The sequence below is a fragment of the Vibrio sp. TBV020 genome (assembly GCF_046056895.1).
Lineage (GTDB): Bacteria > Pseudomonadota > Gammaproteobacteria > Enterobacterales > Vibrionaceae > Vibrio.
Genome location: NZ_JBEEAQ010000001.1, coordinates 173782 through 198804 on the forward strand (window position 1 = coordinate 173782; position 25023 = coordinate 198804).

General features: G+C 43.0%; 25 protein-coding genes. 11 read left to right on the forward strand and 14 right to left on the reverse strand.

The features are described 5' to 3' along the window. Window positions 1–102: 102 nt before the first annotated feature. The 3 genes from AAFX28_RS00745 to AAFX28_RS00755 all read left to right on the forward strand — a co-directional run bounded on the left by AAFX28_RS00745 (window position 103) and on the right by AAFX28_RS00755 (window position 4366). On the forward strand, window positions 103–2016 hold the full coding sequence (locus tag AAFX28_RS00745; RefSeq protein WP_408684741.1) for an EAL domain-containing protein: 1914 nt from the start codon (window positions 103–105) through the stop codon (window positions 2014–2016). 82 nt (window positions 2017–2098) lie between these two features. After that, entirely contained in the window at window positions 2099–3754 is a 1656-nt protein-coding gene (locus AAFX28_RS00750; RefSeq protein WP_408684743.1) for a P-loop domain-containing protein, read from the forward strand. A 60-nt stretch (window positions 3755–3814) separates the two neighbouring features. Beyond that, window positions 3815–4366 (forward strand): GNAT family N-acetyltransferase, encoded by a 552-nt coding sequence (locus tag AAFX28_RS00755; RefSeq protein ID WP_408684744.1) that lies wholly within the window; start codon window positions 3815–3817, stop codon window positions 4364–4366. Here AAFX28_RS00755 and AAFX28_RS00760 read toward each other — a convergent pair. From AAFX28_RS00760 to helD, 4 genes are all read right to left on the reverse strand, one after another. Beyond that, window positions 4355–4972 carry a DNA-J related domain-containing protein gene (locus tag AAFX28_RS00760; RefSeq protein WP_408684746.1) on the reverse strand — a complete coding sequence of 206 codons (618 nt, stop codon included), beginning with the start codon at window positions 4970–4972 and terminating at the stop codon, window positions 4355–4357. The two genes, AAFX28_RS00755 and AAFX28_RS00760, sit on opposite strands and share 12 nt — an antisense overlap. Before the next feature lie 130 nt (window positions 4973–5102). Then, entirely contained in the window at window positions 5103–5942 is an 840-nt protein-coding gene (locus AAFX28_RS00765) for an isopenicillin N synthase family dioxygenase (protein WP_408684748.1), read from the reverse strand. A 186-nt stretch (window positions 5943–6128) separates the two neighbouring features. Next, window positions 6129–6449, reverse strand: coding sequence for a divalent-cation tolerance protein CutA (cutA, locus tag AAFX28_RS00770; protein WP_408684750.1), 321 nt, complete (start codon window positions 6447–6449; stop codon window positions 6129–6131). An 11-nt stretch (window positions 6450–6460) separates the two neighbouring features. Next, entirely contained in the window at window positions 6461–8527 is a 2067-nt protein-coding gene (helD, locus tag AAFX28_RS00775) for a DNA helicase IV (protein ID WP_408686788.1), read from the reverse strand. A 242-nt stretch (window positions 8528–8769) separates the two neighbouring features. Between helD and yccS the strand changes: the two genes are divergently transcribed. From yccS to AAFX28_RS00795, 4 genes are all read left to right on the forward strand, one after another. Then, window positions 8770–10938 carry a YccS family putative transporter gene (yccS, locus tag AAFX28_RS00780; RefSeq protein WP_408684752.1) on the forward strand — a complete coding sequence of 723 codons (2169 nt, stop codon included), beginning with the start codon at window positions 8770–8772 and terminating at the stop codon, window positions 10936–10938. Window positions 10939–11164: 226 nt separating this feature from the next. Continuing rightward, window positions 11165–11326, forward strand: coding sequence for a hypothetical protein (locus AAFX28_RS00785; protein ID WP_408684753.1), 162 nt, complete (start codon window positions 11165–11167; stop codon window positions 11324–11326). Between the two features lie 55 nt (window positions 11327–11381). Continuing rightward, complete coding sequence (locus tag AAFX28_RS00790) at window positions 11382–11663, forward strand: hypothetical protein (RefSeq protein ID WP_408684755.1); 282 nt, start codon at window positions 11382–11384, stop codon at window positions 11661–11663. Window positions 11664–11762: 99 nt separating this feature from the next. Next, a complete protein-coding gene (locus AAFX28_RS00795; protein ID WP_408684757.1) occupies window positions 11763–13022 on the forward strand; it encodes a hydroxymethylglutaryl-CoA reductase in 1260 nt (419 codons plus the stop codon). A 61-nt stretch (window positions 13023–13083) separates the two neighbouring features. Here AAFX28_RS00795 and luxQ read toward each other — a convergent pair whose 3' ends face one another. The 6 genes from luxQ to AAFX28_RS00825 all read right to left on the reverse strand — a co-directional run bounded on the left by luxQ (window position 13084) and on the right by AAFX28_RS00825 (window position 19314). Further along, the gene (luxQ, locus tag AAFX28_RS00800) at window positions 13084–15642 is read right to left on the reverse strand and encodes a quorum-sensing autoinducer 2 sensor kinase/phosphatase LuxQ (protein ID WP_408684759.1); all 2559 of its coding nucleotides are present in this window, start codon (window positions 15640–15642) and stop codon (window positions 13084–13086) included. Next, complete coding sequence (locus AAFX28_RS00805; protein ID WP_408684761.1) at window positions 15642–16739, reverse strand: substrate-binding domain-containing protein; 1098 nt, start codon at window positions 16737–16739, stop codon at window positions 15642–15644. Before AAFX28_RS00805 ends, luxQ begins: the two co-directional genes overlap by 1 nt. 146 nt (window positions 16740–16885) lie before the next feature. Further along, window positions 16886–18046: a conjugal transfer protein TraF gene (locus AAFX28_RS00810; RefSeq protein WP_408684762.1), complete on the reverse strand. Its 1161-nt coding sequence runs from the start codon at window positions 18044–18046 to the stop codon at window positions 16886–16888. Between the two features lie 75 nt (window positions 18047–18121). Then, a complete protein-coding gene (locus AAFX28_RS00815) occupies window positions 18122–18436 on the reverse strand; it encodes a GIY-YIG nuclease family protein (RefSeq protein ID WP_408684764.1) in 315 nt (104 codons plus the stop codon). Next, on the reverse strand, window positions 18436–19086 hold the full coding sequence (locus AAFX28_RS00820; RefSeq protein WP_408684766.1) for a YceH family protein: 651 nt from the start codon (window positions 19084–19086) through the stop codon (window positions 18436–18438). Before AAFX28_RS00820 ends, AAFX28_RS00815 begins: the two co-directional genes overlap by 1 nt. 36 nt (window positions 19087–19122) lie before the next feature. Further along, on the reverse strand, window positions 19123–19314 hold the full coding sequence (locus AAFX28_RS00825) for a hypothetical protein (protein WP_408684768.1): 192 nt from the start codon (window positions 19312–19314) through the stop codon (window positions 19123–19125). A gap of 186 nt (window positions 19315–19500) precedes the next feature. Between AAFX28_RS00825 and AAFX28_RS00830 the strand changes: the two genes are divergently transcribed. Both AAFX28_RS00830 and AAFX28_RS00835 read left to right on the forward strand, forming a co-directional pair. Beyond that, complete coding sequence (locus AAFX28_RS00830) at window positions 19501–19818, forward strand: DUF496 family protein (protein WP_004411669.1); 318 nt, start codon at window positions 19501–19503, stop codon at window positions 19816–19818. A gap of 286 nt (window positions 19819–20104) precedes the next feature. After that, window positions 20105–20350, forward strand: a complete 246-nt coding sequence (locus tag AAFX28_RS00835) for a YgjV family protein (RefSeq protein WP_134837198.1) — start codon at window positions 20105–20107, stop codon at window positions 20348–20350. A gap of 90 nt (window positions 20351–20440) precedes the next feature. On the opposite strand, the gene AAFX28_RS00840 is transcribed toward AAFX28_RS00835, so the two are convergent. Further along, window positions 20441–21058 (reverse strand): OmpA family protein, encoded by a 618-nt coding sequence (locus AAFX28_RS00840; protein WP_408684770.1) that lies wholly within the window; start codon window positions 21056–21058, stop codon window positions 20441–20443. 252 nt (window positions 21059–21310) lie between these two features. On the opposite strand from AAFX28_RS00840, the gene AAFX28_RS00845 reads away from it, so the two are divergent. Continuing rightward, entirely contained in the window at window positions 21311–21931 is a 621-nt protein-coding gene (locus AAFX28_RS00845; protein ID WP_408684772.1) for a thiol:disulfide interchange protein DsbA/DsbL, read from the forward strand. Window positions 21932–21948: 17 nt separating this feature from the next. After that, window positions 21949–22422: an FKBP-type peptidyl-prolyl cis-trans isomerase gene (locus AAFX28_RS00850; RefSeq protein WP_408684774.1), complete on the forward strand. Its 474-nt coding sequence runs from the start codon at window positions 21949–21951 to the stop codon at window positions 22420–22422. Between the two features lie 71 nt (window positions 22423–22493). On the opposite strand, the gene AAFX28_RS00855 is transcribed toward AAFX28_RS00850, so the two are convergent. The 3 genes from AAFX28_RS00855 to AAFX28_RS00865 form a co-directional block, all read right to left on the reverse strand. Next, a complete protein-coding gene (locus tag AAFX28_RS00855) occupies window positions 22494–22877 on the reverse strand; it encodes an NUDIX hydrolase (RefSeq protein ID WP_408684776.1) in 384 nt (127 codons plus the stop codon). A gap of 213 nt (window positions 22878–23090) precedes the next feature. Beyond that, a complete protein-coding gene (locus tag AAFX28_RS00860; protein ID WP_408684778.1) occupies window positions 23091–23741 on the reverse strand; it encodes an ATP-dependent zinc protease in 651 nt (216 codons plus the stop codon). 55 nt (window positions 23742–23796) lie between these two features. Beyond that, window positions 23797–24978 (reverse strand): aromatic amino acid transaminase, encoded by a 1182-nt coding sequence (locus tag AAFX28_RS00865; RefSeq protein ID WP_408684779.1) that lies wholly within the window; start codon window positions 24976–24978, stop codon window positions 23797–23799. Window positions 24979–25023: the final 45 nt, after the last annotated feature.

Genomic DNA, 25023 nt, shown 5'->3' on the forward strand with positions numbered 1-25023 from the left:
AGTTCAAACTATTATTCGTTTTAGTTTTGTTATACCGACTATTATTAGATTAATGAGAGCAAGGAGTGCTCTTATGTGTCAAATAGCCCATAGGGATTTTGTATGTCCAAACTGAATACAAGCAATATGGTCGTTCCAGATGAGTTAGCTTCGGGATGGCAAGAGATTGTAAATCTTTTAGCAGAAATCATTTCTGTTCCAGCAGCGCTAATCATGAGAGTTCATCAAGACCATATCGAAGTCTTTTCAGCCAACAATAATCGAAAGCATCCTTACCGTATTGGCGATACCGAGCAGCTTGGCCACGGTTTATATTGTGAAACCGTGATTAACGAAAACCGTCAATTACTCGTCCCTGATGCCTCTAAGGATGATGAGTGGTGCGACAACCCTGATATGCGTTTTGGGCTCGTCGCATACTGCGGTTTACCTTTGCTGTGGCCAAATGGAGATCCGTTTGGCACTATTTGTGTCCTCGATGATAACGAGAACCATTTTTCGGCTACCTATCAACAGCTACTTAGTACTTTTAAGCTCTCTGTTGAAGCTCAACTAAAAACGGTTTACCAAAATCATCGCTTGCAGCAATTAAACTTTGAGCTCGAATCAAGGGTAAACACCCGGACTCAAGATCTGGTCGATTTAAACTACTCACTCAATCAAGAGATCGACAAACGTAAAGCCGCTGAGCGCACCATTCGATACCAACAACGTCATGATTTAGGAACAGGTTTTCTGAACCGTGCCGCTCTTGAGTATCATACTGAAACTTTACTCACTGCTTTAACTCCACAATCAAAGCGTAAAGTAGGCGTTCTCCATATCGGATTTACCAATGGTCGCCGCATTCAAGCCAAATACGGTTACGCCGTGTGGGAAAATATCCTCATAGAGTTTAAACAACGTCTCACCTCTCATGGAAGCTACGAACTGATTACTGCACGCCCTAGCTCTACGGATTTAGTTTTCGTTTTTGAAACTCATCAGTTTGACGACAACATCAATAATTTATGTCGAGAGCTAGTAGAAGTAAGCCAGTCTGCTTTTTATGTGGATGGAGAACACCTTCACTTACACAGCTATATCGGTATTGCGAGCTCAGACGACTCTTTATGCGCAAAAACATTGCTTAAATACGCAGCGGGGGCAATGCAATCATGTAAAGATTCTGGTCATAAGTTTAGTTTCCATTGCCAAGACATTTCCGATACGCAGAAAAACATTAACCAGCTCGAAAGCTATTTGCTGCAAGCGGTACGCAATGATGACTTATTGCTTTATTTCCAACCAAAAGTGTCACCAGAGACACACAAATGGATAGGAGCAGAAGCACTTATTCGCTGGCGTCACCCTATTCTTGGTGATATTTCCAACGAAACGCTGATTCATTTAGCTGAGCAAAACGGCCTTATATTTGAAGTTGGCAGCTTTGTTTTACGCTCTGCTATCCAAAAGGCCGCGGAATGGCGTGGTAAAGTTCACGACTTCAAAGTCAGTATCAACGTTTCCGCCGTCCAGTTACAAAGCCCGCAGTTTACTACCCAGATTGAAGACTTACTCGCAGCCTACCAATTGCCGGGTTCTTATATCGAACTGGAGATTACTGAAAGTGGGTTGATAGCGGATGAAGTGATCGCCAAGAATACCTTGCAGTCATTGAGTAACTTAGGAGTGACACTGTCACTAGATGACTTTGGTACGGGCTATGCTTCCTTTAATTATCTCAAGAAGTTTCCTTTCGATGCCATCAAGGTTGATCGAAGTTTTGTTCAACAGCTCGATACCAGTGAAGAAGACAAAGAAATCGTGCGCTCGATTATTAGTATCGCCAAGAAGCTCGATCTCGAAGTAACTGTAGAAGGTATTGAAAATGAAGATCATGAAGCGTTTATACTCAGCGAAGGCTGCGACGTAGGGCAAGGTTACCTTTATGGGAAGCCCATGCCTTGTGACGAGTTTGAGACCAGTTTAATTAACCAGAACTACTTATCAGAACAATATACCTACTCTTCTTGATGGATCATCAGTAAGCCCTTTACTCTCAGGCGAGCGATTCCTATAATCCTCGCCTTTCCTGTTCTCAATCAGTGATGTCAAAATGGACCAACTAACCGCCACATTAAAAAAAATCGAAAAACAAAACTATCGTGCCTATCAGCAAATCAAAGGCCAATATGACTTTACTGATTACACGTTTTACATCGATTATGTACAGGGCGACCCATATGCGTCAGCATCACGTGTTAGAGCAGTCAGACCTTGGTCTGTGACTGGTCTTGCATGGCTTCGAGATCAATCAGATGCTTACCAAATCGCTGCACGTGACTTTATCGCTCGCAGTTTTTCTGAGTTTGCCAAACAAGAACAAAGTGTCGATATAGCTCTAACAGGTCAAACCGTTTTAGACAGCACAGCTGTACTATTCACTGACGAAGGAATTGAGCTACGTTTTCGCATTAACCTTCCAGCAGAAGGCCGCTCTGTTCTTGGTAAGAAAACGGATAACATCCTGACTTTCCACCTACCCAAATTTATTCGCAAAGCGACATTAGAAAGAGAACTGGATAAAGACGCATTGATAAAACACTGCCAGATTATCGAAGACCAAGTTGCGATGCGTAACCAACTCGATGATATGGGCCTAATCGCTTTCGTAGGTAACGGATCAGTATTGCCACGTATCGCTGGTAACTGTGACCTCCCAATGAAGGACGCGGTTACCTTTAATGCACCTAAATCCCTTGAAGTCTCAATGACCACGCCTAACCAAGGTCAAATCACTGGCCTAGGTATTCCTAAAGGCATCACTTTGATTGTTGGTGGCGGTTTCCATGGTAAATCGACACTTCTTAACGCCATAGAACGCTCTATTTACAACCATATTCCTGGTGACGGCCGTGAATGGATTGTAACCAGCCACGAGGCAATGAAGATTCGTGCAGAAGATGGCCGCTGTGTTCATAATTTAAACCTATCGAACTACATCAACCATCTTCCAATGGGTAAGAATACCGCAGACTTTTCAACACAAGACGCATCAGGCTCTACATCTCAGGCAGCATGGCTACAAGAATCTATTGAAGCTGGCGCACAAGCACTACTCATTGATGAGGACACGTCAGCAACTAACTTCATGATTCGTGACGAGCGAATGCAGGCGCTAGTAGCAAAAGGTGACGAACCAATTACTCCACTGGTCGACCGTATCGGGCAACTAAGAGACGGTCTGAGTATCTCAACAGTGATCGTCATGGGCGGTTCTGGCGATTACCTAGATGTTGCTGATACCGTTATTCAAATGCATGACTATCAAGCAGTCGATGTTACCACAAAGGCAAAAGAGGTCATTGCTCAGCACCCTACGCAACGTGCTAATGAGAGTGAGTCTACTTTAGAGACATTCCCTCCTCGTCAATTGAACTGTTCATCACTACAAAAGATCCTTGCAGAAGGTAAGTTTAGGATCTCTGCTAAAGGTAAAAACTCGCTACGCTTTGGCAAGGAGTTCACTGATCTAACTGCGCTAGAACAACTCGAGTCAACGAGCGAGCTTCAAGCTATTGGTTGGTTGTGGTTCCAACTCGCACAACAGCCAGGTTGGTCTAAGAACCCAGCCAAAGAGATCGACAGTCAACTTAGAGGAGACTGGTCAGCGATGATGCCAAACCAAGGCGATCTTGCAAAACCACGCACTTTAGACGTTATGGCAGCGTTAAACCGCATGCGCAAGTCGCAATTCAAAGCCTCCCATTAATATTTCGTTCATTTTTCATGTATAAAAGCGCCTAGTTAGGCGCTTTTATTTTATATCGACATGAGTTTTTCTATTTCAACCGACCATTTAATTCTTAGAGATTTCACTGAAGAAGATTCAAAGCACTATGTTAACCAGTGCCAAGATCCCAAATATCAACGTTTTTATAGTGAAGAAGATTGCTCTGTGGAAAAGTCAGGTCAATTGGCATCGTTATTTCGCCAACAAGCTGCTGAACAACCTCGAAAGCAATTCCATCTAGCGATTACCGATAAAGCGTCAGGTGACTATCTGGGAATAGCCGCATTACGAATTGAAGGTGACCAGCAAGCTTCAGTCGGCTGTGGCCTTATTAGAGGTAAACAGGGAAAAGGCGTCAGTGAAGAAGCAATGGCTGCTCTACTCTCATACGGATTTGAGCACTTAGATGTTCACCGTGCTTACGCTGAAACACTTTCAAAGAACAAAGCTGCGATAAAGCTTTGCCAGCGATTAGGTATGCGTATTGAAGCACAGTTTCGACAAAACCGATACTTTAAGGAGAACTGGTGGGATACAACAGTGCTAGCGATTCTACGTCAAGAGTGGTTAGTGCCCGACTTAATGTCGTAATACATGCCATGCTTCACAGAGAACCCTAAACTGCTCGCTGTTGCCAGATTCTCTATCAGGGTGCCATTTCAGAGCCAATTTACGCCATGTTTTTCGAATTTCTGCTCGTGTGGCATCATGCGGTAGTTTAAACAAACTCAATGCTTTCGCCCTGTCCATATCGTTGCCATTTGTGCTGCCAACGAATTCACGGTATCGAGTCCAAAACTCATTGAGCAACCTTTTTACTTCCCCCTCTTCAGCTTCATAATTAATCCACTGCGTGTAGTAATCTCTCAAAGGGTCTTGGTGATCGACATGATGGCCGGCAACCTGATGGGACGACATTAATACAATGTTCATCGCTTCAACTTGTAACCAATTATCTGGATAGAGCGTCTCTTGCAGTTGATAAAGTGCATTCATTATTAAGAAATTACGCTTAAAAAGATCTTTCTCAGGAGAACCATCAAGTACGGGAATAAAACCTAAGCTATCTAAATGCGACGCAAGCGTATGAACCTTCCAACCACTAGGCTGCTTTTTGAGCACCTCAAGAATTGGCCACAACAAAGGGTTTTCCATGTACTGCTGGAATTGCGCTGTCAATTCATGTTGATCGTTCATAAGCCTCTCTCTTTTTCTTTCAATAAATGTCAATTTCATCGTTTTGTCGAGGCTTAACAATGACAATTGCCGTATGTAGCATAAAAAAAGAGCCGGTTAGACCGACTCTTTTCATCAAAACAAGTTGGAATTAGATAACGCCTAGCTCTCTTAAACGCTCCATTAGGTAACTGTCTGCTGTGTAACGCTCAGACAATACCACTTCTGGCTTTGGATGCAGGAACAGTGGTAAAGAGATACGCGAATGCTCTTGACGGCCGCCCGTTGGGTTGATGACGCGGTGCGTTGTCGATGGGAAGTAACCACCTGAAGCTTCTTGAAGCATGTCGCCAATATTGATGATTAAGTTACCAAAATCACAAGGCACGTCTAGCCACTCACCTTCTTTGCTCAATACTTGTAGGCCGGGTTCATTCGCCGCAGGAAGTACAGTCAACAAGTTAATATCTTCGTGAGCCGCTGCACGAATCGCACCTGGTTCTTCCTCACCGGTCATTGGTGGGTAATGAAGGATACGAAGTAGCGTTTTTTCACTGCCATTGATCATTTCAGATAATGCGATTGAAAACTTCTCTTGAACATCTGCTGGTGCATGAGCTTCAACCCAGCCTAGCAATTCTTCTGCGAATGCATTCGCACGATTGTAGTAATCTAAGATTTGCTCTTTCAGCTCTTCTGGAATCTGTCCCCATGGGTAAACATGGAAATACTCTTTGATATCTTTAACGGCATGGCCTTTCGCAACCTCTGAAACACTTGGCGGGAAGTAGCCATCTTGTGTTTCTACGTTAAAGTGAAACTCTTCTTTTCGCTCTGAAGTAAAAAACTTGTACCAGTTCTCGTAAATTGACTCTACGAGTTCCTTAGGAATCGGATGGTTCTTCAATACGCCGAACCCTGTTTCGCGTAAAGAAGTTACAAATAGTTCAGCAGCATTATCAGCTTGGTAATCGACGGTTTCCAGTTTCATGACTTTACTTTCTAATAGTTATGTATGTGAAGCGCAGATTGTAATTGTGACATTTTGGTAAAGCAAACGATAAGCTCAATACGCGTTTCATTTGCATGTAGAGTGTGCAAAGAGGCGAGTTTTCAACAGGATTTGTAAATGCTCTGGTATGAACCTTCTGACCTATGCCCTAACTCACCTGTTGTTTCAGCAGCGGGTATTTTGCTCAATCCAAGCTAAGTATGGATTAAAGCCTTCTGTAAATGGTACTTGAACGACTTGAGGAACATCGTAACTATGATGTTCGACGATCACCTGCTCTAGTTCCGCGTAACAAGCTTTCTTTGTTTTCATGATAAGAAGGATTTCTTGGTCGGTACAAACCTCATCTTTCCACACGTAGTGACTTTCGATAGGCATGGTTTGAATGCACGCCGCTAAGCCTCGTTGTAAAATCTGTTCGATGATCACCTTTCGATTAGCATCGGTATTAGTGGTCGTTAAGACAATGCAGAATTGGCCGCTCATTAGATCCTCTACTATTTTGCAATGGTGACTGGGTATTCTTGTTCAACAAGCTCTTTAACAAAACACGAGCCCGAACCCTTGTAAGCAATCCAAACCTTTTTCTTCGCTCGGGTTAACGCAACATAGAACAAGCGGCGCTCTTCAGCATAAGCAAACGTATCTTTTGATTGAGTCAGTGCGTCACTTAAGTGAAGTGCTTTCACTCTTGCAGGGAACTGGCCTTCGTCCACTCCAACAATAATAACGAAGTCAGCTTCTTTACCTTTACTACCATGACAGGTCATAAATTCAATATTTAGAAGAGCAAAATTCTTCTGCCAGTCAGATAGCAATTCTGGCTTGTGATAATGGTTTCGTCCCAATAACAATACAGTTTGCGTTGACTTCGCACTGCGATTGAGTTGGTCGAGTACTTTCTCAATGTTATTGCTCGGTATTAAATTCACCGCCTTAGCTTTTTGTTCTTTATGGCTATTTAACTGCTTAGGTAACTGCGCTGGGTTCTCCTGCACAAAGCGGTTTGCCACTTCGCCAATTTTGCTATTGAAGCGATATGTCGTGTCGAGATAATGCACCGTAGAATGCGGGAAACGTTGTTCAAACCCTGTCGTTAGATCCACGTCAGAGCCCGCAAACTGATAGATCGATTGCCAATCATCTCCTACCGCAAAAAGCACACAAGGCTCACTACTCTTCTGCTCACAGAGTGCTTCAATAAGCTGTAACCGTTGAGGTGAAATATCTTGGTACTCATCAATCATGATATAGTGCCATGGAGCGGTAAACTTACCATTTTTAACATGCTGAGTTGCTTTAGAAATCATCAAGTTAAAATCGATATGTCCTTGCTCTTTTAATTGCTGTTGCCACGCCTGATAACATGGCCACACTAATCCGAGTTCACTGTTTAACCGCGTGTACTCAGAGTTATCCACCAGCGCTTGTTGCAGTTCTTTCTTGGTTAAGCCCATCACTGCCAACTGAGAAACTTGTTTTTCCAACCAGGCAATGAGTTTTGGATTCTCCACATGGCTTCCAAGCTCTTCATCACCAGCAAGGTAAGCGATAGGCCACTTAGATAAATGCTTTTGCCAACGTTTAAAATTTGTCGGTGTCATCCAATGTTTTTTGAGCCAATCAATACACCAGTTATGGCGCTGATTGTCATCTGAAACTAATGGGGAAAGAGTGGCACCTTGGCCTTCAACTTGATTGAGGATAAATAATCCTAGTTGATGGAAAGTATTGACCTTAACACCATCCGTTGCGCTGCCAATTTTATCGCTCAGTCTCTGACTCATTTCAGCGGCGGCATCTTTACCAAACGCAAGCATTAGAATTTCATTCGGCTGTGCTAAGTGACTTTGTAATAGGTATGCGACACGCGCAGTCAGAACACTCGTTTTGCCCGAGCCTGCTCCTGCCAAGACTAAGTTATTATCATCATTGAGTAATACAGCGCGTTTTTGGCTTAAGTTTAATGGAGACGATTCAATTTGAGAAAACAGAACTCTCCAGTTTTCTAGCTCGTTTTGCATCCAATCATCATTACGCTTAGGTAAGACATCGTTTGTATCGATTAACCAAGACTCAATATCCATCATACGATTAGGCATACGTAAACATGCATCCTCGAGATTCATTTCCATCTGTTTGAAGTCATCGAGTAATGAGCTGCGCCAACTATCAACCGCGGAATGCGTAAGAAAGGATGGTTGATGGCGAAGTTGACTGAGCTTTTCTTCCCATCGCGGTAGGTATTCCAACAACTGAACGCATTGATTCTTATGCCAGCTTTGATACGTGGCTACTGCATAACGTGCAAACTCACGGCATTTGGATAGAGGAAGACCTTGAACTAACCACGCCTGTTCACTTTCACCATCAGTATGAGCAAAAAAGAGTAAGCTTCCCCAAACTAAGCCATTTTTTACTTGTACTCGTCCACTCCATATATTGAATGGAATTGTCTCTTGGCGAGTCTCTGAATTTAGTATTAGCGCACCTTGGGTGATTTCAATTTGATTGTATTCACGCTGAATGAAAAACTGTGCAGTCTTGTTTGCTGTTAGCTGCATTATCTCTAAGCCGTTAAATTCCTTTGCAAACATCATAACGCAATTGATTTTGCTTGTGACAAAATTAAGACAAAAATATCGTAGCCTTAGGGTGGCTACATTGCTCAGGCTAAGTTAGGTTGATAGTCAAGAGATACATAGTCCAAAAGTTAATCAAACTCTTCAGTATCTTTATTTGGATCAGAGCGTTACGATATATAATCATTACAATGCGCGTAAACACCGATAAGAAGCAGTTTTTAGTGAATTTAATTAGTCAATTACGCCACCATTGGGCGAACAAAACCGTCAACTATAGCCTATTGATACTAACAGCCCTGCTTGGGGTAGTTATTCCAGCCTGGTACTTCCAATTAAATTCGTTGATCATCCCTTTAATTCTTGGGATCATTGCTGCCGCACTAGCAGAGAGTGACGATAGCTTTACAGGTCGCCTTAAATCTCAATCCCTTACGCTTATCTGTTTTGCCATTGCCTCATTTTCTATCGAGTTACTATTCCACACTCCGTGGTTGTTTGCTCTAGGACTGTTTATTTCGACATTTGGCTTCATTATGCTCGGAGCGATTGGACCCCGCTATGCAAGTATCGCTTTTGGTTCTTTGTTAATCGCCATTTACGCCATGCTCGGAGCACACCAAAGCACCAACCTTTGGTTCCAACCATTAATGTTGCTCACGGGCGCTGCTTGGTACTATTTCGTCTCCATGATTTGGCACGCATTTTGGCCAATGCAACCAGTTCAACAAAGTCTTGCCAACGTATTTTTGCAAATGGCTAACTACTTTGACTCCAAGAGCCAATTGTTTCATCCAGTAAGTAGTATGCAGCCTCAACCCCACCGTATTGCCGAAGCCAAGCTCAATGCCGCAACCGTTAACGCTTTAAACTCTTGTAAAGCAACATTTCTAAGTCGTTCCAAGCGCGGTCACGTAGATGGCGCCAGTGATCGCTTTTTGAATATCTACTTTCTTGCGCAGGACATTCATGAACGTATTAGTTCAACCCACTACCGATACCAAGAATTAGCTCACCACTTTGAGCGCTCAGATGTCCTGTTTCGGTTTAAACATCTTATGGAAACGCAAGCTCAATCATGCAGAGAAATCGCCGAAGCCATTTTGTTGGGTAAGGAATATCAACATAACGACGACTCCATCATTGCCCTGGACGAACTGCAGAATTCCCTGAATTATCTACAAGAGCACAACAACCCTCAATGGCGGTTGCTTTTAGGTCAACTGGGTTACCTATTCAACAACCTTGCTACCGTTGAAAAGCAGCTGAGTAATGTCAATAACCCTGACGCAAACCGACTCGAAGAAGATGTGTTGGACGATACTGAAGCCCACTCGATTAAAGCGATGTGGGGCAAAATAAAGTCCAATTTCAGTAAAGATTCCATGCTATTTAGACATGCCGTGCGTATGTCAATTGCGCTAACCGTTGGTTACGGCATTATTCAATTGTTCGATATCGAGCGTGGTTACTGGATTCTCCTGACAACCTTGTTCGTTTGCCAGCCCAACTACAGTGCAACCAGACAAAAGTTGGTTGCGCGTGTTCTAGGGACTTTTGCTGGTTTACTGATTGGGGTGCCTTTGCTGACTTTCTTCCCATCTCAAGAGAGCCAGTTGGTGTTTATCCTTGTCTCCGGAGTTGCTTTTTTCGCATTTCGTTTAGCAAATTACGGCTATGCGACCGGCTTTATTACTGTGCTCGTGCTGTTTTGCTTTAATCAGCTGGGAGATGGTTATGCGGTTGTTCTGCCTCGCTTAGGGGACACACTTGTTGGTTGTGCGCTGGCTGTTGCAGCGGTAGCAATGATACTGCCAGACTGGCAATCAAAGCGATTACATAAAGTAATGGCAGATGCGATCAGCGCTAACAAGGATTACCTTGCGCAAATCATCGGCCAATATCGGATAGGTAAAAAGGATAGTTTGTCCTATCGCATCTCACGTCGCAGCGCACACAATCAAGATGCCAATTTAACCAACGCAATCAGCATCATGCTCGCCGAGCCGGGCCGCTACCAATCGGCAATTGATGAGAGCTATCGATTCTTGACCCTAAACCACGCGCTACTTAGCTATGTCTCTGCATTAGGTGCACATAGAACGCAAATCGCAGATGAGGCAACGCACAAGCTTATTTTGGATGCACACCGTGTCATCCACCAGCACTTGGATATTCTCTTCGCTCAACTAAACCAACATTGCGATACTTGTGATACGAGTGAAATCGATGACCCAGCCTTAGAGCAAAGGTTATCGGAGTGGCGTGATGAAGACGATAGTTCCGTACGTATGGTGCTCCAACAGCTTCATCTAATCTATCGTATGTTACCGGAGTTGCACTCATTAGCGAGTAAATTTGCCGTTAGAGTAAATCATAACGATGAACAATAGATATACGCTAAACCCTCTTTCGAACATTCTAAATGTGTAGCTAAATGATTATGTTTAGTTACGCATTTGGGCCTAACCTATAACCACCTCACGCACTCTTTACACGCCCTGACATTATTCGGACAAAATTTGAGCTATGCCAAATAAAATGAAATCAGTTTAATCCTACACAGCAGAACGGAATTTGCTGACGTGGCGATTTATAGCGATTTAAAGGTATAGACCCATGACTCAACAACAATTCGAACTGATAAAGCAACAAATCAAGCAACTTTCAACACATCAGCTTCATACACTGAAAAGTGAAATCAACAGTGAGTTGGGCTCAGATAACACGGTCAACATCACTGATGAAGAGCAAGAGATGATTTCGAGCCTGTTTGCCTAACCAAACTTGCTGAAAACGACAGCTGCATTTAAGCTATAATTAAGTGGAGGTGTGTATGGCAGTCTCGTCCGTTCAATCGGGTTATCAAATTATTGATATGTCATCTAAGATGGCTGAGGAAGCTGCGCTCGAAATTCAGCAAAGTCAACGTGCCCTTTCCATGCCTAAAGACGACTCTTACGAGTTTAATAAAGTAAAGTTCAACTCTGAACCGCTCCCTTCCCAAATCGACGCTATCAATAAACTAAATTCATCAGAGCGCTATTCACGCGTAGGTACAAACGTACTTCAGCGCGACCAAGATATGATTGGCACTCTACTTGATATCCATGTGTAACGCTCACTGTTCGCTTAAATTGTAGCAATACATTAAACACCCATTGTGTTCCCTATCCTATACGTTAGAATGCAGACAAATTTATCGTTTTAATTCGTAATGCCGAAACTAAACCTCTCTAATCGCGACATCACCCAATTTCTCCAACCAGATCACTGCACATCCAGTTTAGAACAAAAGCTCAGTCCAAACTTTGCACGTCCTTCATTGAGGTTAACTCCTAGTCCTTATATTTCCGATAAAGCACTGTCAAAACGCTGGAATAAGATCGAACAGTTAACCGATAAGAACTTACTCTTAGATGAGCAAACGCTTGAAAATGCACCTTTATATAATAAAAACATTGAGCATTTCATTGGGACCGTTAAAGTGCCTGTTGGCCTTGCTGGTCCATTAAGAGTTAACGGTTTACATACACAAGACGATTACCTTGTGCCACTTGCAACAACCGAGGCCGCATTAGTCGCATCCTACAATCGTGGTGCTCAATTGATCACTGCTTCTGGCGGTGCCAGTGCAATGCTTATCAATGAAGGGGTCACTCGTACTCCGGTATTTCTGTTTGAGTCACTTATTGATGCTGGCCAGTTTGTCGCATGGGTGGTCACACAATACGACCACTTTAAGCGCATTGCAGAATCAACCACCTCTCATGGCCAACTTCATGACATCAACGTCAATATTGAAGGCAATCATGTTTATCTGGTTTTTGAATACCGTACTGGTGATGCTTCCGGCCAGAACATGGTCACCATCGCGACCAATGAAGTATTCCATTATATTTTAGATAACTCGCCCTACACCCCCAAAGAAGCTTTCCTAGATGGCAACTTATCTGGTGATAAGAAAGCGAACTCACACACTTTGCGTCACGTGCGTGGTAAAAAAGTCACGGCTGAGGTTCATATCGAACGCGCTTTGGTAGAAAAATATCTTCATACCACACCAGAAGCAATGTCACGCTTTGGTCAAGTCACAACAACTGGCGCCGCGCTAAGTGGCAGTATTGGGGTTAACGCTCATTATGCCAATGCTCTAGCTGCACTTTACATTGCGTGTGGACAAGACGCGGCTTGTGTTGCTGAATCTGCAGTGGGTATTACTCGGATGGAAGTCAGTAAAACAGGTGGACTCTACGCTTGTGTCACCTTACCCAACCTAATGGTCGGCACTGTCGGTGGGGGTACAAGCTTACCATCCCAAAAAGCATGTCTTGAGTTAATGAAACTTCATGGCAACGGTAAAGCTAAAGCACTCGCGGAAGTCGCAGCAGCATTATGCTTGGCTGGTGAACTTTCGATTGTCGGTGCATTTTGTGCTGGGCACTTTTCTCGTGCACACCAAAAGCTCGCTCGTTAAGTACCCACATTAACTTTAGGTACACGACATAAAAAGGGCTGTGATTTGCACAGCCCTTTTTTTATCCTAATTCGGCGAATTGGTAGTAATGCTTCTTGTAATGTATGAAGGCTTTGTTTAACGCGATCTCTTTAATCGGCTTTACAATCACGTAATTGGCGCCTGCTCTCAAGAATGAATGTCGTGTTTCTTGCATCCCATCGGCTGTACAAGCATAAACAGGGGTCATTAATCCGAGTTCATTTCGGATGATCTCAGTCGTTTCAATACCACCAATATTCGGCAATTGATTATCCATTAAAATCAACGCCACATCGTCCACCTTCTTTAAAAAGTCGATAGCGTTTAAGCCGTCTTTGACCCAAGTGACTCTCATACCGTACTTCTCACAAAACGCTTTTGCGATAAAGGCGTTGGTATGGTTATCTTCGACTAATAAAACGTGTAGCTCATCCTCAAACAGCGTCGCTGGTTCTTCTAACAACCCCGTATTTTCAGGTAAAAAGCTAGAATTCATTCCGAACTGAATAGGTACGTGAACAGTAAAGTGTGTCCCTTTAGCTACTTCGCTTTCTATCTTGATATCGCCATCCATGATGGACACTAAGCTACGAACAATCGCGAGACCAAGGCCGCTTCCCCCATACTCCCGTGTCGTCGTTGATTCAGCTTGCACAAAAGGTTCAAAAATATCTTTTAATTTGCTTTGGTCGATGCCGATACCTGTATCTTGAACATCAATTTTTAGGAAAGTTGAACCATCGCTCTCTAACGTATTTATATTCACTTGTACAAAGCCTTGATGAGTAAACTTCACAGCGTTACTAACAAGGTTAAACATGATTTGATTCAAGCGAATCTGGTCGCTAAACACCCAACTTTCCGTATCAACGTTACTTGATACGGTGAAATCGACATTTTTTCTATCACATAGCGGTTTAAAAATTTTCTCAACCGTATTGGTCAATTCACTCAAGCGGAACGCAGACTTCTCGATATGAAACTTACCATGCTCGATCTTTGAAAAATCTAAAATATCATTCAATACCGCTAATAGGTGCTCACCGCTGTTACACAACACCTCCATATGTTCGACATCTTGAGGATTATCCATTTTACTTTTTAGTAACTGAGACACCCCTAAAATGCCATTAAGTGGTGTACGTAACTCATGACTCATTTTAGCCAAAAAGTCTGCTCTTACTCGTGCCGACTCTTCTGCCTCTTCCCTTGCCGCTTCACTTTGTTTTTCTGCCTCAATAAAGCTGGTAATGTCCTGTCCCTGCGCCATAATTCGCATCACGCTACTGTCCGTGGTAATCGGAGAGAGGTTCCAACGAAACGTTTTATTAGCAATAGTGGTGTTTATTCCGGTTAAGGTTGCTCCCTGAGCACACATCTTGATATGAGGTTTAAGGCTTTCTATCAGCAGTTCTCGCGCTTTGTCTGTCTTAAAACTACGCTCAGCTGAAGGGTTGAAACGAACTAAGTCCCCTTCTACATTCCACAACGTGACCGGCGATAATGAAAAGTTAAATAGATCGGCAAATTGCTTTTCTTGCTCACTGAGTCGCTTAAATGAACGTTGGAACGAATTACCGATTTGGTGGAATTCTTCGATACTTGATCCAGTAAAGTCACGAACCGTCTGACTTTGAATCGATGTATCAGCATATTCCATCAGGCTTTGGAGCTCTTTCGAAACGCGCTTTCCTAACCAAATGCGAGTATAGATAGCAATACAAATAACCAAGATGCTCGCGACTGCAATCCATACATAGTGGCTGCGAACGAAGCGGACGACATGCTCGTTACCTTGAATGGTATAAACTGACAAGAAGGTTGGAACGTTGTTTATGGTGAGGTCCGTTTTTGACACCATATAGCGACTTGCATTCAGCGATTGGGATGACTGCTCCAGCCATTCGATATGCTGGAAATCTTGATCCTTTGTACTGGCAGCGATCACTTGCGAGCCAACCGCCAAGAGTATCTCATCCGCATTGCCACCTTTGGTTATCGCGTTCACTAACGAAAAGTTATTATTAAGAACTACGCCAATAAATAGAAAACCAACTACTTCGCCTGAGTATAAATCGATTATAGCGGTACGACGCATCATCAGATAACGCATTCCCATGATGGAAGGGGTCTGTGAAATATACCAATCGGTTCCACTCACCATATCTACAGTAAGATGGAGGATTTGCTCTTCTGAAATACCGTAAAACTGATAGTTTGCATCGTCCCAAACGATCCCTCCATCACTATAAATAAAGCGAAAGTCGGGAGCCACGTCAGGTGATACTTGGTCAATTCCATTAAAGAATCGGCCAAGTGCCTGAGCATCATCACTTAGTAGTCCCTCCAACAAGACACGGTTTCGACTATAGCTGTCTTGTTGAATCTCTAACGACTTAATTCTGAGGTTAAAGATTTCTTGAACGAGGCTTTTTGTTTGCTGCTTAGTACGGCCGACTTCTTGGGAAACGACTTCTCGATTCACCTGATAGTTCTGTAACACCATCACAATGATCAACACTCCAATCACCAAGAAGATTGAGTTTGTCAGTATGGTAGCGAGTCGGCTTTTATTACCGTGCGAGAAAAGGTTTCTCATTACTGATCCGAATATCTAAACGCTCGTTGTTTTAGCTTCTCTAGCTTACTAGGGCTATCTTCACTGGTAACCACTTCAAAATCACCTGAATAAACATGTGGTACTGTGCGCCCTTCAATATCCCATTTGATCGCCTCTGCCATAGCAATACCTGTATCGTCATTCATGCGCATCGCAGTCACATTTAGTCGTTTGTTCGCTATCGCTTCAAGTTCGGCTGTTCCACCGCCCCAACCGTTCAACAGAATGTCAGTACGACCCAAATCGGCTAACGCATCTGCGGCGCCAAGCGCAACATCAGTTGAACATGCGTAGATAAACTTGAGATTAGGATCTTTCTCAACTGCAGCCAAAGCAGCTTGATAGCCAGAGTCTCTTGTCGCCTTAGTGTAGAAAGATGAAGAAAGTTTGTAGTCATCGTGATGGCTCATCTCTTCAATGAACGTATCACCACGCGCGTCACTCACATACCCTTCGGAAAAGTAGAGAACTGAATAGCGACTCTCCTGCTCTACAGAGTTCTTATAGTAGTCTTCAATTACCCTTGTTCCTTGGATATGATCAAAACCGACATACATGAACGGTTGCTGTTGATCCCAAGCTCGAACGGGTGTCGTAATATTTTGCAGGATTAGCTTGGTATCGGTTGAACTCAAAACATGTTCAATGAACTTACGGTGACGAGTAGTATCAAGGGTAAAAATTAAATAATCGGATTTGTTTTGAACCGCTTCAAGTAGCGATAGACTTTGCTGCCTGACATCGATATTAGGACGAGTGAAAACCTGGTTAATGTTGTAGCTCACGCCAAGTTTTTCGAGCCGAGTTTCAAACGCTTTGATGTTTCGACTCCAATAATCGGAGATTTGCTGGCCGGGATAAACGACCGATATCGTCACAGGCTTTTGCTGCTGGACTGCTAACGGAGTTGGATAGCGGCGGACCTCTTCACTGAGTTGCTCGGTAAGCTGCTTTTGACTAGGGTGAGCCTCTAGGTATTCATCATACTGCCAGTAACCGTTAAGCACCTGAGTTGTGTGTGCAAATGAAGCCGACGAATACAAAGCGAATATCGATAATATTAGCGTTTTAGACATGCATATTTCTCTTGTAACCAACCATACTGAGCACTATTAATTATATTAGAGTTTCTAGCGTCTCATTCATAATTTATAAGCTGAGAGTAAATTCATGAGCTCAACTCATTCATTTATCTCAGCTTTTCTATTATGCCGAATAGTGTCTAGAACGTAAAAGCCAAATTACCCGAAACGCCAAATTGATTGCTACCCGCATAACTACCCGCCAAATCTAAGCTCACTAAATCACCAGGACTAATGCCGATGCCCAGTGTAACCGAGTCATCCAAGGTATCTTCCATATCCATTTCATAGCCTGCCCTTAACTGAGCCCAACCAAATGCATTGCCTTCGACACCTAAACGAAAGTAACGAGTGTCATCATTCACATCAGTAAATCGCTCTTGTTTAGTGAGATCTAAATCAGCTGTCGCTACGAAGTACTCCAGAGCATAAGAACCAGATACTGTAATTTGAGTATTGAGCTTATACTTGCTTGTGCCACTACCGTCATCGGCTGTTTCTAGTTCTTGCGAAAATAGATCTTTCACCGCAATACCTACTCGATAGGCGTCATAGAACCAAATCGCCCCAAGATCCATATTGAAAGCGTTCTTGTTGGTTTCACTTTGGTCGTAATCACTGATATCAAACTCCTCTACCGAAAGGTTCTGCTTATAGGTTCTAAGCTGTTGGTATTTCGGAGTAACACCAAATGACACATCTTGCCCTTGGACGGTCATTCGTTTCGCCAGCGCTACACCAAATTCAGTGTAGCCAAACGCAATCATGTCGACTTCAGAATTTTCATAGCGCGTCGTCACTTCAGTCGGGCCATTACCATTGTTCGCAGCTATATCGGTAACTGCAACCACCTCGGCATAACCACGGGAGAATATATTGACGGATAACACGTTTATAGGGAGTGCAACTGCGATACCCGCCCCACCCGTCACACCTAGAGGCTTGTCATCAGATAACTCGGTCAAATAATTATTAAGTTGAATCGCAATGGCAGGGTCAGTACTACCGCTATTTTCAAAGGCTTTAATAGAGTCTTGTAAGTCGTCAAGTGTGTCGAGTGAATGATCTGTATCACGAACCGTCGCCCCGATAGCCGGTACGAGAATTCCTATAGTATCGCTATCACGATGGACAGCAGTTAAGGCTGGGTTATAGAAAGGGGCTAAAAGGTAGTCCGCGCTGGTAACACCCGTATTACCCATACCGTTACCTCGTCCATCCGCGATGACAGTCGCCCCGATACAAACGGATGAGAAGCCGATACACCCAACAGCTAGTGATAATTTACTTAATTGATTCATATCCTTATTAACCCTGTTAAGTTGTTCACCTAGTATTATCAAGGTTAATACAAATACCGGGACTTAGAGCAAATATTAATCAATCAGTTCAACTTCGACTAAATTAGATAGTTCTTCAATACCAGAAACGAGGGATTCTTTTTGTGGTTTGGTGAGGCGTTTGATTCTGTATTCCACTTTTGACGCACCACTTCGAGAGTCGCCAACCAGTTGAGACCAAACAAGTTTGAATGGGCCTTTACCTTTTAGGGCCTTAGCGCCAGTCCCATTGCAATGCTGTAGAAATCGGCGTTCTACGTCTGTTGTAATACCGCAGTACAAAGCGTTGTTGCGCATACGGACTAAGTAAACATACCAGTCCGAATGCGTCTTAGTGTTTGTTGAACTCATTAACCTTGTAGCTGTTCAACGACTGCGCGAAGCTCAGCTACTTCAGATTTAAGTGACTCCACCTCTTGTTCAAGTAGAGCAATTCGATCATTACTTGGACTTGTAACGGGAGCAGACACTGCCAGCGCTTCGATATCGACTTCACCACTGAAAAGATGCATGTAGCGTGACTCTCGTTTGCCCGCTTCGCGTGGTAGTTTAACAACTAACGCACCTTCTGGGCGTGAAGCCATTTGGTCAAGCACGGCTTCGACTTCTTTTACATCACTGAAATCTGCTAGTCGATTAGTGCGAGTTCTTAACTCACCAGGGGTTTGAGCTCCTCTCAACAGCAAACAACAAACAATGCCTTTCTCTTGCTTGCTAAGTTTAAGGTCACCAAACTCTGTATTACAAAAACGATGTTGGAACTTATTTGCTCGACTATTAAACCCACTTTCGTCACTAACTAGACGACGGCCAATTAGCGCGTCAATCGCTTGTTGGACATCACTGTCACTCAATGACATAACAGGTTCACGGTTACTCTTTTGATTACAAGCTGTCGTTAAACTATTGAGGGTTAATGGGTAGTAGTCCGGTGTCGTTACTTCTTTTTCGATTAAGCAGCCAATGACACGCGCCTCAATAGGGTTTAGCTCAATGTTCATACCGTTTCCTTATCTTATTATTTTTAACTCATTCCACTAGTGTTCAGCCAAAATAGGAACGGGCTTAAACTCCCCGTTCTCATCAATCATGACTATTTTGCCGCGATTTAACTCTACTTCCGTAATTTCTTGTCGCGTCCGCTCTTTCTTATAGGCTGACACTAGTTTACTTGCTCGACCTTCAGACTCTTCTTTAGCCTTAGGAATTACTATTTGGGACGTACGCATTGTTTGCGCTTTGATTAACTAACGATATCCAAATCATATATCGTTACTCGCACACGCTCAATTGCCTCGTCGCAGATTGGCGATAAAAGCGTCAACACACTGTAATGATTGATCTAAAGACTGTTCTCACAGTACATGATGTGATTTAATCATGAGTAGTTAATCAAAAATTAGGGAAAGAGACCTATGAGCGGTGTATTTGAAATCGTATCTGAAGCACGTCGTAAAAATAAACTGAAACGTGAACTTATCGACAACGAAAAGAAAGTTCGTGACAACCGTAAGCGTGTAGACCTTTTGGAAAACTTACTTGATTACATCAGTTCAGACATGAGCACCGACGAGATTGTTGGCATTATTAAAAACATGAAAGCTGACTATGAAGATCGTGTTGATGACCACATCATCAAGAGTGCAGAGATCTCTAAAGAACGTCGTGATATCAGCCGCCGTATCCGTGAGCTGACTGAAGAAGATAAAGTAATCCAAGGCAAAAAGAAGTAATTCTTACTTTGCATGATATTTAAGAGCCCGCTTTCGTAAGCGGGCTTTTTATTGCGATGTACCACCAACAAATTTGGTTATTTATTGATGGAAATATGCGTAAAACGTTTGCGTAATCGCTAACCCTCTCCGATCCCATTTTTGGGGCTTTCATCACACATTTACCCCTGTTATAGTTCATCTCAGTTAATCATTCAGACCATTCGGGGCACGGAGCTTCCTCACTTATCTCAAGAAGAGAAGAATTGGTACCGACATTGTTCGGCAAAAATTAGAGGGTCAAATTATGGATATGGTTGAAATTTTAGGTTATGCAGCTTCTATCATGGTCGCTATCTCGCTAACGATGAAAGACATTGTAAAGTTACGTGTTCTTAACTTCATCGGTTGTGCATTGTTCACTGCATACGGCCTTATGATTGATGCCTGGCCTGTCGTTGTTACAAACGGCTTCATTGCGTGTGTTAACGTCTACTTCCTAGCAAAGATGCAAAGCGAAAAAAAAGACGAGCAAGTTAAAAGCGCCGCATAAAAACGCTTAATTGCAAAAAAGCCCCTGAATAGTCTCTATTCAGGGGCTTTTTAATATAATTGAAACGTTCCACTACTTGTTGCGTAGTCACTACTGGTTAGCGACAATAAACAGCACTTCTACTCGACGGTTACACGCCTTGCCTGCTTTGGTTCTATTACTACATGCCGGTACATATTCACCGTAACCACGGGTAAAAATTGAATCCATCGCAACGTTGTTTTGAACAAGTTGTTGCTTCACAGCTGTTGCACGTCTCATTGACAAACCATCATTAAATGTTGGCGCGCCTGTACTGTCTGCATGTCCATCAATCACAATATCAATACCTGGTTGAGTCGCTAAATAGCTACCCATCATATCTAGCCAATATCTCGAATCAGACGAAACATTCGACGAACCTGTATTGAATTTGATCGTGTCTTTTAATTTCACCATCACATGATTGCCTGGTAATAGTTCATAGTCGACACCATTGCTGATCAAGAAACTTTGTAAATTGCTATAGCTTTGTGTGCGCTGTTGTCCCATAGGACCTTTAACACCGGATGGCGCGATATTTGTTGGCGTTCCCCACTCAGGGTATCTAACATCAAAATCTGAACGTGGTGCTGTATCAAGCATATCACTGCCGAGCATTGCCATCTCATCAGTCATATTACTACAGCCAGCTAACGTTAATATAAGTGGTAATACCAAGCGCTTCATTCGTTCACCCGTGTGTCCTTTACTGTTCTCTATCTATATCGGCCAATTTTTGAAGACTTTAGCTATCCAACCAAAATTCTTTATTCGAGTGGCTAATCTTTGCTCTGCTTTAACTATTAGTCATACTTTAATCCTAAATTCAGCCACCTAGCTGTTTCTCTTCTGACGTGGACAAAGTAAAATCGAACAACTGAATAAGAACTACTGCCTCATTATTTGCGTGCGGCAGTCGTACCGATAAGAGAATTTAATATGAAAAAGCTGGTTACTTTCGCGCTAATTGCGTTATCAACATTGCTTGTTGGGTGTTCTGAAAGCACTACCCCACAAGAAGGCACACAATATCAACAACTACCGGCAAACTTGGCTACTTTCCGCCTGCCTCTTGTTACTGAAGTCTTCTCTTTGAATTGTGGCCATTGTCGTAAAATGGAAAACGAAATTCCTACCCTTGAGCAACTTACTGGTGAAAGTATCGGCAAAGTCCACGTGACATTTAATGAAAGCGCTCAAATTGGTGCGATGATTTACTACGCGGCTGAAATGCAATTGGGCAAAAAACCTGAACACGACATGATGCTTGAACTGTTTGCCGCAACACAAATGGGGGACGGTGCATCGCTAGCAGATAAGAAAGCAGCGATCGATAAAGCATTCGAAAGCAGAAGTCTTGTCAGCCCTTACAACTTTACTGAAGAGCAACAGAAGCAACTCTTTGCGGCAATGCAACTTGCAGATGACATTACAACTAAAGGCCAAATTAACGCAGTACCAACTTTTATCGTTAAAGGTAAGTACCTTGTTAATACCAGCGCACACCAAGATGTTGAAGGCATTGCGAACACCATTAACTTTCTACTTACTCAACCATAATTCGACGGATAGGATTTATGTCTAAGATTATTTTCCCAATCATTATCTTCGTTCTAGCAGCGTTCTTTATTTACCGCACTTGGACAAACCATAAAGCTGGCGATGAAAACTTTGCTATCGGGCAAGCGTTCTTGCTAGAGAACGGTAAGAAAGAAGGTATCGTCACTACTGAAAGTGGTCTTCAATACGAAGTGCTACACAAAGGCGAAGGTGAACAAAAACCAACAGCTTCAAGCAAAGTAAAAGTTCACTACCACGGTACATTAATCGACGGTACCGTGTTTGACAGTTCTGTAGATCGCGGCGAGCCTATCAGCTTCAAGCTAAACCAAGTGATCAAAGGTTGGCAAGAAGGTCTGACTTACATGAGTGTTGGTGATAAGTTCCGTCTCTACATCCCTAGCCCACTTGCTTACGGGAAAAATGGTACAGGACCAATTCCACCAGCATCCGCTTTGATTTTCGAAGTTGAGCTATTAGAAATTCAATAGTACTCGCCCGAAAAAACAAAAAGCCAATCGAGAGTGTCTCGGTTGGCTTTTTTATTACCTAGAATAACGACTTAATCGTTTTTTAGATGAGTTTGAATAAATTCAGCATCAGCGGCATAGAAATCATTGAGTGGAATGTCTTGGGGAGCAATCCAATGGTATGCCTGAGAGTCATTTGATATTGATGCAGTAAGCTCTGCCTTTTCATCAGCTTTAAAAATAGCGTAGTAAGTGCGGCCGCCTCGCTCATTCACACCACTAAACGTTGCAGTGTGAGGTAAATTTTCAATTTTCGTTTCAGCAAACAGTTTTCTCGCAGCAGCATCCGTTCCCGACTCGTTACTACGGATTTCGCCACCAGGAAAATCGAGCACCTTTCCTTTCGATGCATTACGCGTCTCTTGAACTAACACCTTGCCATTATTAATAACAATAGCCTTAGACAAGTGTTTCATATCCCTACTCCTTATTGTTTTATTTGCACGGTAGTTTGCGTGTACTTTTTATAATATTGGGGGAACGCAAACTTGCCGTCATACCGACTGGACATGCAAATAGTACCTTATGAATAAAAAGTGTGCTGATATGCGTCGCAAAAATATGATCTACAAATAAAAAAACCAGCACATGATCATCGTGCTGGTTTATTGGCTAGAACATAAATTGGTTTATTTATGCTTATCCTGAACATACTTCTTGCTTACGTCTACAACGGCAACATCTTTAAAGAAGCTGCGACCAAGTAAGAGTGGGAAAGAAAGATGGGTACGATCGGCGAGAGTAAAATCGGTCTTTTCTTTCAAATCGCCTAATTGAATCCAAGCTTCAACAACGGCTCTTTTCTGAGTGCCCTCTGCGCTTGATTGTCGAATTTTCACCCAACGTTTTACTGGGAGCGCAATCTCTTTACTTTTTACGCTATCGTGTTCAATTTTAAACTTAACCCAGTCCTTGCCATCACGTTCAAACGCGACAACATCAACAGCACTAATAGATGAAGTAGTTGCACCTGTATCGACACGCGATTTGAAACTCTGTTCCAGACCCGGAACGTAAACCCATTCTTCTTCACCTAGTAGCAATTTGCCATCTGGTGTTTTCTGAACTTTTACTTCTGGTACAGGTTCTTTAGGTTTCGTTGGCTCAGGCTTTTCTGGCTCAACAACCTCTTCCTTTGGTTGCTCAACTTCAGGCTCAACCACTGGCTCTTCGATAACTGGCTTTTCTTCTGGTTCAACGGGTGCAGGACCCGTTGTGGAACATGCCATTAAGCCACCGCTTAACATAATTGGAATTAGCACTTTCCATGGTTTATTCATTCGACCACCTAATCTCGACAAAACAACATAAGGGACGCCCTGCGCCCCATTACATTTAAGATACTTTGATAATCGCTTCGGCTACGTAGGGAATATCCTTTTCCGTTAAGCCCGCGATGTTAATACGACCATCGCCTACACCATAAATACCATATTCTTCACGGAGTTGCGTCATTTGGTCTTGTGTAAAGCCTAGCACAGTAAACATGCCTTTGTGGCTTTCAATAAAGTCGAATTGTGAAGTATTGTGGGTATTTCTCAATTCATTACACAAAGTCTGACGCAAGTTTAACAAGCGCTGCTGCATTTCACTTAACTCTTGCTTCCAGACTGATGTTAGCTCTTGATTTTGCAAGATAGTTTTTACTAATGCTGCACCATGGTCTGGCGGCATTGTATAAGTGGAGCGTGCCAACGTCAGCAACTTGCCTTTCGCATTGCCGACGTCTTTTTGATTTTGACCGACAACAATTGCTGCGCCTGTCCGTTCACGGTACAAGCCAAAGTTTTTTGAACAAGATGTAGTAATCAACATCTCCTCCACATTGTCAGCCATATAGCGAAGACCTTTTGCGTCTTCTTCTAAGCCGTCACCAAAGCCTTGATAAGCGATATCAACGAAGGGAGTAAACCCATTCTTTTGTGAAAGTGCTGTGATTTCTTGCCATGCTTCAAAGTCAATGTCTGCCCCAGTTGGGTTATGACAACAACCATGAAGAAGTACAACATCAGAAGGGCCTGCTTGTGAGAGGTCTTCTAACATTTTAGCCGTATCAACTTGTTTCGTTTCAGGAGAGAAATAGTGGTAGAACTTAACTTTAAGGCCAGCCGCTTCCATCACTGGTTTGTGATTCACATAGCTAGGATTCGAAATCCAAACTGTCGTGTCAGGTTGCGCGACTTTCATCAAATCACCAAGCATACGTAATGCACCGCTCGCACCTGGAGTTTGAATAGCAGCAACGCGATCCATTGCTGATGTCCCGGTTAGAAGTAAATCAATCATGCTCTGATTGAATTCTTCACAACCTGCTAGACCAACGTAAGATTTGGTCTTTTGATTTGCAACAACAACGTCTTGAGCCAATTGAATGGCCTTCATTACTGGTGTTTCGCCTGCGCTGTTTTTGTATACGCCAATGCCAAGGTCAACCTTGTTTGAGCGTTCATCGTTACGGTATGCAACGGAAAGAGATAAAATAGGATCTAATACTGGTGTTGGTAGATTAGAAAACATGAAAGTCATAACCCTTTGAAATTCAAGTAACGGCTGACACGTTAT